This window comes from Sphingomonas asaccharolytica NBRC 15499 (genome assembly GCF_001598355.1).
Classification (GTDB): domain Bacteria; phylum Pseudomonadota; class Alphaproteobacteria; order Sphingomonadales; family Sphingomonadaceae; genus Sphingomonas; species Sphingomonas asaccharolytica.
On record NZ_BCYU01000001.1, the window covers coordinates 66083 to 79785 of the forward strand.

Below are 13703 nucleotides of genomic sequence, written 5' to 3' on the forward strand. Positions count from 1 at the left end.
CATCACTTCTTCCCGGCGGCCGGCAGCGCGAAGCGGAAGATCGCGCCTCCTTTCGGATGGTTCCCGGCAACGATGGTGCCGCCATGCGCGGTGATGATCGACTGGCAGATCGCCAGCCCGATGCCGATCCCTTCTTCCTTGGTGCTGAAGAAGCTGCCGAAAACGCGGCCGAGATTCTCGTTCGCGATGCCCGGTCCGCCGTCATGGATGGTGAGTTGGACGGTCCCGTCGAGCGCCGCCAGCGTGCTGATATCGATCAGGCCCTCTTGCCCGCTCTGGGCCTGAACGCCGTTCAGAAGCAGGTTGACGATCACCTGCTGCAATTGAACGCGGTCCGCCAACACCGACGGCAGCCGGCGGCCGGACTTGACCGAAAGCTTGATCGACCGCGATTCAAGTTCGTGGCGAACGAATTGCAGCGCTTCCTCGACGACTTCGTTGAGGTCCAGCTCGACCCGCTCCGGCGGGCGACGCGCCGCCATGCTGCGGATACGCTGGACGATGTCGCTGGCGTGCCGCGCGCTATCGACGATCCGTGTCGTGAGCTGGTGTACCTTGGGGAGATTGGGCTCGGCGCGCGACAACCAGCGCAGGCTGGTCTCGGCATTGGTCACGATCGCGGAGAGCGGTTGATTGACTTCATGGGCTATCGACGTGGCAAGTTCGCCCAGCATCGAGATCCGCGTCGCGCGGGTATAATCGGCCTGCAACTGGCGCAGTTGTGCCTCGGTGCGGAGCCGGTCGGTAATGTCGATGAGGCTGATGAGAGTCACGTCCACCCGCTCCGGCGGCGTCGGATAGGTGACCGCCATCTCGACATCGCGCACGCGGCCGCCGAGCGTATATATCTTGGTGACTTCAGCATGAGTCCGTTGCTCGGCGAAATGCGCAGCGATCACTCGCTTTGCGGTGTCGACCGAGGCCGCGAACAGGAAATTGACCGGGCCGATCAGATCTTCAACGCGATTGACCCCGAACAGCTTTAGCGCGTCACGGTTCGCGTCGGTGACCTGAACGATGCCTCGCGAATGCCCGACAAGATCAGGATGCGCATCGAGATAGGCGCCGATATCCGTAACGCCATCTTGCCGCAACTTGTCGAATATCGCGGTCATCGGCCGGGAATCGACCTGGAGCAGCGCACCGGGGAGATGGTGGATCAAGGTGCGATACCGCTCCTCGCTGGCGCGGACAGACCAGAAGGAGCGATCATCGGCCACAGTGCCGCCGACCGCAATGAAGACGATGTCGGGATGTGCCTCATCGGTTGAGACCTCGGCCCAGCCGTCATGGAAAGCGATCGACGTAATGGGCCGCGACCGGGGTGCTCCCGGAGGATAGTTAGCGACCGCCGCCAGGATGAATTCGGCGCCGATCTGCCAGCTCTCCGGCGGACAATAACCGGTGAATGGCTGCCCGATCATCCGCGCGCGGCCGCCAGCGCGCCCGAGGAAATGGAGGTTGTTCTCGTCAATGTCGGCGATGGTGACGTCCGCCAGCAGTGCCTCAACCCAATGCGTCGGACCATCGCCGCGCGCTATTGCCGCGATGGTGGCACGGGCAGCCGATACGTCGAGCGCCCACCAGGCCGTTGTTTCGGCGAACAGCGTCGCCCCGTTCCGGGGCGGCACCAATCGCTCTAGGCCCTCGTCGCGCGCCTGAGCAGCCTGGGTGAGCGGGACAGGAGCGATGCTCATCTTCCGGTGTTCCGGCGTTGTAGCGCGGCCCGCAATTCGAGCAACAATTCCGCGTCGGCGACCGGCTTGGTGAACCACGCAACCGCGCCGTCCGACAGCGCTCGCTCGCGTGTGCCTTCATTGACCGAGGAAGTAATGAAGATCACGGGGATGGCCGAGCCCGAGCCGCGCAACCGCCGCTGGAGTTCGAGGCCGTCCATTTCAGGCATCCTGACGTCGGTGACGATGCAACCGAACTCCAGACAATGCGCGTCGGCCAGGAAAGTGGCTCCGTTCTCGAACATCCGCGCAGCCAGGCCTTCGACTTGCAGCAGATCGAAGAGTGCCTCGCGTACTGCCTGGTCGTCGTCCACGATTGCAATCATTGGCGGTTGGGGCAAGCGAACGGGCCTTACTGACGCGGCCGGATTGGCCGCCCCCGCATGTCGCTGAGTCAAGACCAGATTGGAACCATACCATGGTCTAGGTCGCCGTTTCGCGGAGGGCCGCCGGAAGCGTATTCCAGACGCGAATGAGTTCGCCGATCGTCGACACTTCCATCTTCTTCATAACGCTGCTGCGGTGCAATTTGACCGTCACCTCGGTGATGCCGAGGTCGAACGCGACCTGCTTGTTGAGCCTGCCCTGGGCAACGAGGTGGAAGACCTGCCGCTCGCGCGGTGTGAGCGTATTGTGGCGATCGGCATATTCCTTCACCAGCCGCGCATCGGCTCGCTGCGCTACATCGCGTTCGATCCCTATAGTAACGGCGTCGAGCAGCGATTGATCGCGGAACGGCTTGGTCAGGAAATCGACCGCGCCGGCCTTCATTGCCTGCACGGTCATCGGAATGTCGCCATGTCCGGTCAGGAAGACGATAGGCTTGGGATTGCCGGTCGCGGCGAAATGTTGCTGCAGATCCAGTCCGCTCGACCCCGGCATGCGGACATCCAGGACGAGGCAGCCCGGGCGCTCCGGCAAATCGGCCTCGAGCAACTCGCGCGTCGAGCCGAAGCCGGCAGCCTCGATGCCTACCGACAGCATCAGTTCCTCGAGGGAGGTTCGGACGGCTTCGTCATCGTCGACGATCACGACGAGGGGCCGTCCCTCTTCGATGGCTGCATGGTTCATGAAAGGACCTCCTCGCCGGACGACGACGTTGACGGCTTTCCGAGACGCCCGCTCAGCCGCGCGGTGATCCAACCCTCGACATCGGACGAAAAATGGGACGGTGCCTTTTTGGCAACGGTTTGCCCGATATCGGCGAGCGACTGACTCGCCAGAGTGTCGCGCATCGCCTTTTCGGCGCGCAGCATGACGAGGTGGATCGCGCAAACGCCGTCGGTCGCCCATTCAGGCGGCGCGCCGCCGAAAACTGCGCAGCGCCCCCGGATCTCCTGACAATCGAACAGCGGCTTTCGACCTTCGATCGCGTCGACAATCTGCAGGACGCTGATGTCCTCCGGCGCGCGGGCCAGGAGATATCCGCCACGCACACCGCCCGATGCCTGGACGATCCCGGCCTTTTCGAGCTTGGGAAAGATCTTGGCGAGGAAGCTGTGCGAAATACCCTGGAAATCCGCGAGATCGCGGCTGCTGAGCGGTTTGTCGCCGGACCCGGCCAGCCACAAGAGGCAGTGAAGGCCGTATTCCACACTGACCGTTAGATGCGCCATAATGCGGACAATATCAGTCCGCGTTATGGCGCGCAATTCGAAACGGCAACGAACCAGACGGCGAAGCGCCATTAGCCATGGACGGACAGCACAGCCGCAGTGATCGAGGTCGGTACGGGCCGGGGTTTCTCGAACCGCGCGATCAGCGGCAGGATGATCAGAAAGTGCGCGAAATAATAGGCTGCCGCGATCTGCGAGACGATAAGATACAGCGGTTCGGCCGGCGCTCCACCGCAATAGCCGAGCACCAGCACGCACGGCACCAGACCAAACCAGAAGAACTTGCGGAAGACCGGACGATAATGCCCCGATCGCACCGGCGAAGAGTCGAGCCACGGCAAGAAGAAGAGCAGGACGATCGAGGCGAACATCGCCAGCACGCCCCATAATTTTGCCGGCAGGATGAAGTCGACGGTGAACGACCTGAGGATGGCGTAGAACGGCCAGAAATACCATTCGGGCACAATGTGCGCCGGAGTCTGGAGCGGGTTGGCGGGTATGTAATTGTCCGGATGGCCGAACGCATCGGGCCAGAAGAAGACCAGCGCCGCGAACAACGTCATCGCGACGGCAAGGCTGAACCCGTCCTTCGCGGTGTAATAGGGATGAAACGGCACCGTATCCTGCGCCCCTTTGACGTCGACGCCGGTGGGGTTGTTCGATCCGGGAATGTGGATCGCCCAGACGTGGAGGATCGCCACGCCGGCGATGACGAACGGCAGCAAATAGTGGAGCGCGAAGAAGCGGTTCAAGGTCGGATTGTCGGGCGTGTAGCCACCCAGCAGCCATGTCTGGATCGGCTTGCCGACAACCGGGATCGCACCGAACAGTCCCGTGATGACTTGTGCCCCCCAGAAGCTCATCTGCCCCCAGGGGAGGACGTAGCCCATGAACGCGGTGGCCATCAGGAGCAGCAGGATGACCAGTCCCATCAGCCATACCATCTCGAGCGGCGCCTTGTACGACCCGAAAAAGATACCGCGGAACATGTGGATATAGACCGAGATGAAGAAGAGCGACGCTCCGTTCATGTGCGCATAGCGAATGAACCAGCCGCTATTGACGTCGCGCATGACGTGGACGACGCGATCGAAGGCGATGTCGGTGTTCGCCGCATAGTGCATCGCGAGCACGATTCCGGTGACGATCTGAATGAGCAGCACCGCGCCGTTCAGAACGCCGAAATTCCAGAAATAGTTGAGGTTGCGCGGCACCGGATAGCCGACGCCGGTCGCGTTGTAGACGAAACGCGGCAACGGCAGCTTGTCATCGATCCAGCGCATCATCGGGTGCTTCGGCTGATATTGCCTGGCCCAGGGGAAGCTCATGAGCGCGACCAATCCTCTTGAGGTGGTGGGTCAGGCCGCGATCTTGCGCGGCGGCAGAAACGATCCGGCCGCGGCGCCCGGCCATGGCGTCACGGTTTCGCCGCGGACAGCCCAATGTCCGGATTGGTTGCGGAGGCGCAGCTCGTACATCACCGGCGGCGCCTCCGGGCTCATCCGCCGGTAGAGCAATGCGACCGCGTCCTCCCCCTGCTGCTCGACGAACAGGATACGGTATTCGGTGGAGAGCGGCGGTTCGCCGGCGTCGCGGCGTGCGCGGAACTCGGCAAATGCTTCGGCGCGCGTAAACCGCATCACCTCGCCTTCGCCGGTCAGGATCAGAAACGTCTGGTCGGCGGTATACAGCCGCTCCATGCCATCCAGGTCATAAGCGCTGCCGATAGTGACAACGTCGGCGATGAAGTTTTCGATCGCAGGATCGACGATGGGCGTGGCCATGAGAAATTCTCCGTAACAGGCAATTGAACAAGCGATTGGACGGGCAACCGGCGCGTCACAGCAGCGCCATGCCGCCATCGACGCGAAGGTTGATGCCGGTGATGAAGCTGCTGGCGTCGGAAGCGAGAAACAAAGCAGCTTCCGCCAATTCTTCCGGCCGGCCGAACCGGCCGAGCGGGATCGCCGCGGCCATTCCCGCTTCGAATGCCTCGATCTGATCGGGCGGCACGCCGAGCTTGTTGACGATGTCGGTGTCTGTCGGCCCGGGGCTCAGCACATTGACGCGAATGCCGCGCGCCTTGAGCTCGAGTGCCCAACTCCGCGCGAATGCGCCGATCGCCGCCTTCGATCCGGCATAGACAGCATGGCCGTCCAGCACCTTCTCGCTAGCGAGCGAGCCGGTCAGGATGATCGCGCCACCGTCGCGCATGACCGGCAACATTTTCTGCACGCCAAAAAACGTGCCGCGCGCGTTCACCGCGAACTGTGCGTCATATTCCGCTTCCGCCACTTCCGCAGAGTGGCGAATGGTAATGATCCCGGCATTGGCCATGTAAATGTCGAGCGCGCCGAAGTGCACGGCGATCTCTTCCGCGACCCGGTCGCGATGCGCGGCATCCGCGACGTCGCCGACCAGTCCGAGCGTCCCCCATCCTATCTCAGCGGCGGCTTTTTCCACCAGGTCGCCGCGACGGCCCGTGATCGCGACCTGAGCCCCTTCGGCGGCGAAGCGCTTGGCCGTGACCAACCCTATACCGCTGCTTCCGCCGGTGATCAGTGCCGTCTTGCCGGTAAGTATTGCCATTGCCGCGGGGCCTTTCAGGTTGTGTGCACCCGAAAGATAACGGCCGCCGCCCCCGCCAAAACCTATGCGCTGGTCGAGCCTTTCCCCGATAAAGGGTCAGCTCCTTACCTCCCAAAGCGCCAGACCGGACGGCGCGCTCCTGTGAGTGAGCGCCCACGCCCCCCCACTGTCCCATGGTTGGGGCCCACACCTTCCAAGGTCTTGGTTGAACATCCTCCTGTCTAGATGCGCGCGCCGCGCGACCGCGTCACAAGACGGAGCGAGGCTCCGGTCGAAATACTGGAGCAGATTGTGAGCCGCGTTAGTGGGACGTGATAGAGACTACGAGCGCAGGGCTTTTTCCGATCTCACCCTGCGGCCAACGAAATGGTAGTCAAGCGTCCCACCTGTCCGGCTCTTCCAATGCCCAGGGAGAAATCCATGTCGTCACCGATCCGTATCCTGCTCCAGACGACGATCACGGGAATCGCGGACGACTGGAATATCGGCCGCTTCTCGATGCTGCGCGACTATCTCGCCGGACTGACCGATGAAGAGGGAGCGCCGCTCTGTGACGTGACGGCCCGGGATCGCACTGCTCCGGGCAGCCCCGATCCGATACTCTCGACAATCGACCGCTCGGATTTCGACGAGCTCTGGCTGTTCGCTGTCGACACCGGCGACGGGCTCGATCCCGAAGACTGCGCCGCGATCGGCCGGTTTCGCGAGGATGGGCGCGGCCTGCTGGTGACGCGCGACCACATGGACTTGGGCTGCTCGGTCTGCACGCTGGGCGGCGTCGGCGCCGCGCATTTCTTTCACAGCAGCCATCTCGACCCCGATCCCACCCGACACGTGATCGATGATCGTGAGACCAGCTACATCCTCTGGCCCAATTACCATTCCGGCGCGAATGGCGACTTCCAGCAAGTCAGCGTGGTCGATCCGCCCCACCCAGTGCTGCAGGACCGGGGCACGCCGAACGGGCTGATCCGCTATTTCCCCTCACATCCGCACGAAGGAGCGGTCGACGCGCCCGCCGAAGATCCTACCGCGCGCGTCATCGCCACGGGCGTGAGCAGGGTGAGCGGCAGACAGTTCAACCTTGTGGTGGCCTTCGAGCCGACGCCGAACGGTGGGCCCGCGATTGCCCAGTCTACCTTCCACCATTTCGCCGATTACAATTGGGACCCGAACAAGGGTTGCCCGAGCTTCGTCAGCGAGCTGCCGGGCGACGGGCTCGCCCATTCGCCGGAAGCGCGGGCTTCGATCCGAACCTATGTGCGCAACCTGGCGCTATGGTTGGCCGGGCGGCCGACCGAAGGCCGACAAATGCGCCTCGAGCATGAGCTCGATGAGGCGCTCGAGGAAAGCCTTCCGGCCAGCGATCCACCCGCGATCGGCTAACGGCATACGACATGCTCAAAAACTACGCTTCGTCGGCGATCGTACCGTGCACCGATCTCGCCCGGGCCAAGGCCTTCTACGGCGACATACTCGGCCTGCCGCTAATCGCCGATCACGGCAACGGCTTCGTCTTCGGGACCGGTGAGACAAAGCTTAATATCTATCGCAGCGATTTTGCCGGCACCAATCGTGCAGATGCCGTGGTCTGGGCGGTCGGCGATGACATCGAGGCAATCGCCGCCGCCTTGCGCGCTAAGAGCGTGACGCTCGAGGAATATCCCGAGGGTTTCGACAAGGTGGTGGAGGGAGTCCATGTCAGCGGCCAGTTAAGTGTGATCTGGTTCAGAGATCCGGATGGCAACATTCTGCACGTCACCAGCGGCCACGCGAATTAGCGTCACCGGAGCAGGTAATGGCGGCCCGGCGCTTAAAACAGTGGGAGCAGCGCAGTACGTTGCGGCCTCCAAGGCGATGGACGAAACATGCCGGTGCGCGAATAGCCGCTTTTGGACGCCTAGCTGGCGCGAGACGTTACCTCGAAGCCTCATAGCATTGTCTAGAATAGCATCATCTAGAGAGCGGTTCGCGTCAGACGGACAGCACCGCCAAGCAGTCTGTAAACGCAGAGTCCCGCGCTTAAGCGGGCCGAAAGCCGGCAGTTCCTGCCAATTTGCGGCGTAAATCCGTACCGCGGAGACGCGCCCAACCGTACCTTTCGCCGCACTTTCTCTGGAGCCTTGCGGCGCAGTACGCTTTGGCATTCAACGCATCTTGCATCGGCCCGGATCGATAATGCGTCTTACGTCGAGCGGCGGAGTTCAGTCCCTCAGCGTGCCAACGAAGCGCCGATCGCCTCGAAGCGTCCGGCCCACGGACGATGTCGGCATGGACTCACGCAGCGACGGTACCGGCATATCCAGCGAACGGAGCAACGGCAGCGACGGCCTGGCTGACGTACCGCTCTTTCTCACCGACCGGCGCAACGGAGGAAATCGCCTCTTCGGCATCACGCATCGACGCCCCGCGAGCGATCATCCAGGTCGCGAGATATTGCGACGCGAGGCAGCCTCCCGCGGTCGCGACGTTGCCATGAGCGACGAACGGCGCGTCGAGCACTTCGACCCCCGCCTCGATCACCCAGGGCTTGGTCGCGAGATCGGTGCAGGCCGGCAAGTCGCCGATCAGTCCCAACCGGGCGAGCAGGAGAGTCCCCGAACATTGCGCACCGATCAGCTGGCGTAAGGGATCGAGCCTGATCCGCGACAGCAGGTCGGCATCGTCCGCCAACTCGCGGCTTCGAACGCCGCTGCCGATCAGCACCGCATCGGCGTCGGTGGCGAATTCCAGGGGCTTTTGGCGCCGGACGACGACGCCGTTCATCGAGGTAACCTGCCCGGTGGGCGAGGTGATGTACGCCGCCCAACCCCGCTTCTTCATGCGATTGAGGATGGTCGCAGGCACGAAGCAATCCAGTTCGTTGAAACCGTCGAACGTCAAAATCGCAATCTGCATGATCGTCTCTCGAAGCAACTTTCCCAGGATTCGAAATAACGGTCGCGTCAGACCGTCGGATACTCCCAGACATCGGGCGGAAGCTTGTCCTTGAGCGACGCGTACATCGCGTCGCGGAACAGCTTCACCGCCGGGAACGGCCGGAGCGCGATGGTGCGCTCGACGATCAAGCCCCGCTCGTCATCCACGATGACCTCGAAGCTTTCGAGCTTGTGGCCGTCCATGGTTCCTTCCCAGCGCAGGAAGGTGGTGCGGTCGTCGATCTTATATTCTGCCGTATAGGCGCCCGAGCCGCGCGTGGAGCTCGACTGGGCGAAGATCGCCGCGACGGCGTCGCGTCCCTCGACCGACCGTGCCAGGATAGGGCTGTTGAAGACGACGGAGTCGGCAAGCAACTCGCGCACCTGGGCAGGCGTGGCGCCGCCGGACTCCCGTAATTTGCGCAGCGGATGCATGGGGACTTCTCCTGCGGTGAAAGCATCGAAGGCCATGATCTAGGGGCGTTCACCCCGGGCGAGCAGCCGGGCGAAGTGAGAGGCTGCCTTTCGATTTCGCCATCTGCCGGTGCCGGCCAGGGCGCTTCATATTGCTGTCGTGCTTGCCGCCGTCGAAGCGGCTCCCTGGAAAGGCCAGAAATGCGTTCCGATACCAATTTGAACCGGCGCGGATTCATCGTCGCCTCGTCGATCGCTGGTGCGGTCGGTATATTCTCAGAACCGCGCGATGCGATCGCGTCGGGCCGCGCAGCCATCGACTCGGCCGCGATCCGTCCGTTCCGGATCCACGTTCCCGATGCCGCGCTCGCCGACCTGCACCATCGCATCCTGGCGACCCGCTGGCCCGACCGCGAGACCGTGGCCGACACGTCGCAGGGCCTGAAACTCGATACGATGCAGAAGGTCGCGCATTATTGGGCGACCGGTCACGACTGGCGCAAGGCCGAGGCCCAACTCAACGCGCTGCCCAACTTCGTCACCGAGATCGACGGCGTCGACATCCACTTCATCCATGTGAAGTCGAAGCATCCCGGCGCGCTGCCGATGATCGTCACGCATGGCTGGCCGGGATCAATCATCGAGCAACTCAAGATCATCGGGCCGCTGACCGACCCGACCGCTCATGGCGGCACGGCAGCCGATGCGTTCGACGTGGTGATCCCGTCGCTGCCCGGCCACGGCTTTTCGGGCAAGCCACGGCAATTGGGATGGGACCCGATCCGCATCGCCAAGGCCTGGGCCGTGCTGATGCAGCGTCTCGGCTATACCCGCTACGTCGCGCAGGGCGGCGACTGGGGCAATGCGGTGACCGAGCAACTGGCGCTGCTCCAGCCGCCGGGACTGGTCGGCATCCATACCAACATGCCCGCGTCGGTGCCCGACGATATCGCCAAGGCGCTGGCCGCAGGCGGCGCGGCGCCGGCCGGCCTGTCGGCCGACGAGCAGCGTGCCTATGGCCAGCTCGACTGGTTCTACAAGAACGGCCTGGGCTATGCGAACGAGATGGCCCACCGGCCCCAGACGCTCTACGCGCTCGCCGACTCGCCGATCGGCCTCGCCGCCTGGATGTTCGACCATGACGTCCGCAGCATGGAACTGATCACGCGAGTGTTCGACGGCGTCGAGGAAGGCCTGTCGAAACAGGATCTGATCGACAACGTCACGCTCTATTGGCTGACCGACACCGCCGTCTCTTCGGCGCGGCTCTATTGGGAGAGCAAGCTGCCGTTCTTCGCCCCCAAGGGGGTGACGCTGCCGGCGGCGATCAGCGCTTATCCCGACGAAATCTACCAGGCGCCACGGAGCTGGGTGGAAAAAGCCTATCCCCGGCTGATTCACTATAACCGACTGCCCAAAGGTGGCCATTTTGCCGCCTGGGAGCAGCCGGCCTCGTTCGCCCGCGAGATGCGTACCGCGTTCAAGTCGCTCCGCTGACCCCGAGCGGAGCCGGGCGGCGCGCATCGCCCCCTCCCCCAATGCGCGCCGCCCACCCCTTCCCCCTCCAAAGGACCCTCCTATGACCTTCTTCAAATTTGCTGCCATGATGGCCGGCATCATGCTGACCGCCGCCGCCGCACCTGCGGCGCCGACTGAACCGGCCAAGCCGACCGTCGTCCTCGTCCATGGCGCGTTCGCCGATTCGACCAGCTGGAACGGCGTCGTCGCCGAGCTCCGCCGCGACAGCTATCCGGTGGTCTCCGCCGCCAATCCGTTGCGCGGCGCGGCGAGCGACGCCGCCTATGTCGCCTCGATCGTCAAGTCGATCAACGGCCCGGTCGTACTCGTCGGCCATTCCTATGGCGGCACCGTCATCACCCAGGCCGCCGACGGCAAGCCGAACGTCAAGGCGCTGGTCTATGTCTCGGCCTTCGCGCCCGATGTCGGCGAAAGCAGCTTCGAGCTCGCCGGCAAATTCCCTGGGTCGGTGCTCAACACCGTTCTGGCCCAACCGGTGACCACGCCCGAGGGCAAGCAGGACCTCTATATCCGCGCCGACCAGTTTCCTGCCGCTTTCGCCGGCGACTTGCCGACCGACCTGGCGACAATCGCCGCGTTCGCGCAGCGCCCGCTCACGCTGCAGGCCGGCGAGGAGAAGGTCAGCGTGGCAGCGTGGAAGACACTGCCGTCGTGGTTCATCTACGGCTCAAAAGATCTCGCCATTCCGCCCGCCGCGATCAAGTTCATGGCCGACCGCGCTCAGGCCAGGAAGACCGTGGTCGTACCCGGCGCGTCGCACGTCGTGATGATCTCGCACCCGCACGAGGTCGCGGCGCTCATCGAAGAGGCTGCAAGCGCCACGACAACGCGATAAAGGGCCGGCATGTCCACCGACCCGACTCGCCGCGCTCTGCTCGGCGCCGCCATGATCGCCACTGCCGGCCCGCTCGTGCCCGCCATCGCTAATGCGGCGGTGGCGGCGCCCGCGATGCCGCCGCTCAAGACGGTCCGCACCGACCTGCTCGAGATCGCTTATGCCGAATACGGCCCAGCGTCCGGGCCGGCGGCGGTACTGCTCCACGGCTGGCCCTACGACATCCACGCCTTCGAGGTCGTGGCGCCGGCGCTGGCGGCGAAGGGCTATCGGGTCATCGTTCCTTATCTGCGCGGATACGGCGCGACCCGCTTCCTGTCCGCGACGACGAAGCGCAACGGTGAGCCCGCCGGGCTCGCCGACGATATCCTGGCGATGCTGGACGCGCTGGGAATACGCAGCGCGATCCTGGGTGGCTTCGATTGGGGCGCGCGCACCGCCGACATCATCGCGGCCTTGTGGCCCGAGCGCGTCCGCGGGCTAGTGTCGGTCAGCGGCTATCTGATCGGTAGTCAGGCCGCCGGGCAACAGCCTCTGCCGCCGACAGCCGAGCTGCAATGGTGGTACCAATTCTACTTCGCGACCGAGCGCGGTCGCGCCGGCTACGAGAAGAACCGCTACGACTTCAATAAACTGATCTGGCGGATCGCCTCGCCCAAATGGGCGTTCGACGACGCCACGTTCGACCGCTCGGCCGCGGCGTTCGACAATCCCGACCATGTCGACGTGGTGATCCACAATTATCGCTGGCGCCTCGGCCTGGCCGAGGGCGAGCCGCGCTATGCCGAGTCCGAGACTCGGCTCGCAGCGGCACCGACCATCGCCGTCCCGACGATCACGATGGAAGGCGACGCCAACGGCGCACCGCATCCGGAGCCCGCTGCCTATGCGAAGAAGTTCACCGGCCGTTACGAGCATCGCCTGATCACCGGCGGCATCGGCCACAATTTGCCGCAGGAGGCACCGGCCGCCTTCGTCCAGGCGATGCTCGACGTCGCGAAGGCGTGACAAAGCCCAGCTTTTACCGGACAGCCGGCGCTGAGCTTTCAAGCCGTCGGTATGGCGGCGCTGGTCTCATCTCCAGCGTGAGCCTTCTCGATGACGGGCGATACGTCGAGCGCATCGAGATCCGCCAGCGTCTTGCGTAGCCGCGGCGTCATCCAGTCGAGGAACGCCCGGACCTTCAGCGGCAACAGGCCTTGCCGAACATAGACGAGGTGCACCGGAAAGACCTTGGTCGCATATTCCTCGAGAATGGTGACCAACGCCCCCGTACGTAGTTCGTTCAGCGCCTGGTAGCTCGGTGCGCGCACGATACCGAGACCGCGCGCGGCGGCAGTGATCGAGCCGGTGCTGGTGTTGGTGGAGACGCGAATGTTCGGCGTCGCGCGGATCCTGCGGCCGCCGAGCTCGTAGAGCCACGTCGCGTCGCCCGTACCACGATAGAAGACGGCATCATGATCGGACAGCTCCTCCGGGGCGGTCGGCCAGCCCATGCGGTCTAGATAGGCAGGACTCGCGCACGTGATGAGGCGAAACTCCCCGACCCTAATCGCATAGAGCGAACTGTCAGCGAGCTCCCCAAGACGGACGCCGACATCGACATGCTCGTCGACGAGATTGACCACGCGATCCACCGATCTCACGTTCAGCGAGATTTCGGGATGCTCGCACAGAAAGTCATAGGCCAACGGCAGCACGCGCTGACGGCCGAACGCCAACGGCACCGTGATCGTCAGCACGCCGCGTGGCACTTCATACTCGCCCGACGCGCGCAGCTCCGCATCCTTGAGTTGGGCGACGATATGGCGCGCCGCCTCGACATAGTCGCGGCCGGCATCGGTCAACTGGACGTTGCGGCTGGTCCGGACGAGCAAGCGCGTGCCGAGATGGCGCTCAAGATCGGCAACCTTGCGGCTGACGCTCGGCAGCGGCGCGTTGAGCTTGCGGCTGCCCGCCGACAGACTGCCGGCGTCGACCACCGCCAACAACACCTGCATCGCATCGAGACGGTCCATATGACCCCCATTCGTCCCTGCCGCCGGACGATAGCGAT

Annotated in this window: 15 protein-coding genes; 5 read left to right on the forward strand and 10 right to left on the reverse strand. The window is 64.0% G+C overall.

Features of this window, described 5'->3' with window-relative positions; all coding sequences use genetic code 11:
* Positions 1-2: 2 nt before the first annotated feature.
* The 7 genes from SAS01S_RS00310 to SAS01S_RS00340 form a co-directional block, all read right to left on the reverse strand.
* The gene (locus SAS01S_RS00310) at positions 3-1697 is read right to left on the reverse strand and encodes a PAS domain-containing sensor histidine kinase (protein ID WP_157082604.1); all 1695 of its coding nucleotides are present in this window, start codon (positions 1695-1697) and stop codon (positions 3-5) included.
* On the reverse strand, positions 1694-2050 hold the full coding sequence (locus SAS01S_RS00315) for a response regulator transcription factor (RefSeq protein WP_066803181.1): 357 nt from the start codon (positions 2048-2050) through the stop codon (positions 1694-1696). The genes SAS01S_RS00310 and SAS01S_RS00315 overlap by 4 nt, the downstream gene beginning before the upstream one ends.
* Before the next feature lie 109 nt (positions 2051-2159).
* Positions 2160-2807 carry a response regulator transcription factor gene (locus SAS01S_RS00320; RefSeq protein WP_066803041.1) on the reverse strand — a complete coding sequence of 216 codons (648 nt, stop codon included), beginning with the start codon at positions 2805-2807 and terminating at the stop codon, positions 2160-2162.
* Entirely contained in the window at positions 2804-3352 is a 549-nt protein-coding gene (locus SAS01S_RS00325) for an RrF2 family transcriptional regulator (RefSeq protein WP_066803044.1), read from the reverse strand. Before SAS01S_RS00325 ends, SAS01S_RS00320 begins: the two co-directional genes overlap by 4 nt.
* Positions 3353-3423: 71 nt before the next feature.
* Complete coding sequence (locus tag SAS01S_RS00330; RefSeq protein ID WP_066803184.1) at positions 3424-4680, reverse strand: cytochrome b; 1257 nt, start codon at positions 4678-4680, stop codon at positions 3424-3426.
* 30 nt (positions 4681-4710) lie between these two features.
* The gene (locus SAS01S_RS00335) at positions 4711-5136 is read right to left on the reverse strand and encodes a hypothetical protein (protein WP_066803047.1); all 426 of its coding nucleotides are present in this window, start codon (positions 5134-5136) and stop codon (positions 4711-4713) included.
* 55 nt (positions 5137-5191) lie between these two features.
* Positions 5192-5941, reverse strand: coding sequence for a glucose 1-dehydrogenase (locus SAS01S_RS00340; protein WP_066803050.1), 750 nt, complete (start codon positions 5939-5941; stop codon positions 5192-5194).
* 420 nt (positions 5942-6361) lie between these two features.
* Between SAS01S_RS00340 and SAS01S_RS00345 the strand changes: the two genes are divergently transcribed.
* Together SAS01S_RS00345 and SAS01S_RS00350 are read left to right on the forward strand one after the other, a co-directional pair.
* Entirely contained in the window at positions 6362-7327 is a 966-nt protein-coding gene (locus SAS01S_RS00345; RefSeq protein ID WP_218016220.1) for a hypothetical protein, read from the forward strand.
* 11 nt (positions 7328-7338) lie between these two features.
* Positions 7339-7722 carry a VOC family protein gene (locus SAS01S_RS00350; protein WP_066803053.1) on the forward strand — a complete coding sequence of 128 codons (384 nt, stop codon included), beginning with the start codon at positions 7339-7341 and terminating at the stop codon, positions 7720-7722.
* A gap of 496 nt (positions 7723-8218) precedes the next feature.
* On the opposite strand, the gene SAS01S_RS00355 is transcribed toward SAS01S_RS00350, so the two are convergent.
* A complete protein-coding gene (locus SAS01S_RS00355; RefSeq protein WP_066803057.1) occupies positions 8219-8839 on the reverse strand; it encodes a DJ-1/PfpI family protein in 621 nt (206 codons plus the stop codon).
* A gap of 47 nt (positions 8840-8886) precedes the next feature.
* Entirely contained in the window at positions 8887-9294 is a 408-nt protein-coding gene (locus SAS01S_RS00360; protein WP_066803187.1) for a hypothetical protein, read from the reverse strand.
* Between the two features lie 180 nt (positions 9295-9474).
* On the opposite strand from SAS01S_RS00360, the gene SAS01S_RS00365 reads away from it, so the two are divergent.
* From SAS01S_RS00365 to SAS01S_RS00375, 3 genes are all read left to right on the forward strand, one after another.
* Entirely contained in the window at positions 9475-10770 is a 1296-nt protein-coding gene (locus tag SAS01S_RS00365) for an epoxide hydrolase family protein (protein WP_066803060.1), read from the forward strand.
* Between the two features lie 82 nt (positions 10771-10852).
* Positions 10853-11647, forward strand: coding sequence for an alpha/beta fold hydrolase (locus tag SAS01S_RS00370; RefSeq protein ID WP_066803062.1), 795 nt, complete (start codon positions 10853-10855; stop codon positions 11645-11647).
* A 9-nt stretch (positions 11648-11656) separates the two neighbouring features.
* Positions 11657-12655 (forward strand): alpha/beta fold hydrolase, encoded by a 999-nt coding sequence (locus SAS01S_RS00375; RefSeq protein ID WP_066803065.1) that lies wholly within the window; start codon positions 11657-11659, stop codon positions 12653-12655.
* A gap of 38 nt (positions 12656-12693) precedes the next feature.
* On the opposite strand, the gene SAS01S_RS00380 is transcribed toward SAS01S_RS00375, so the two are convergent.
* Entirely contained in the window at positions 12694-13665 is a 972-nt protein-coding gene (locus tag SAS01S_RS00380; protein ID WP_084238352.1) for a LysR family transcriptional regulator, read from the reverse strand.
* Positions 13666-13703: the final 38 nt, after the last annotated feature.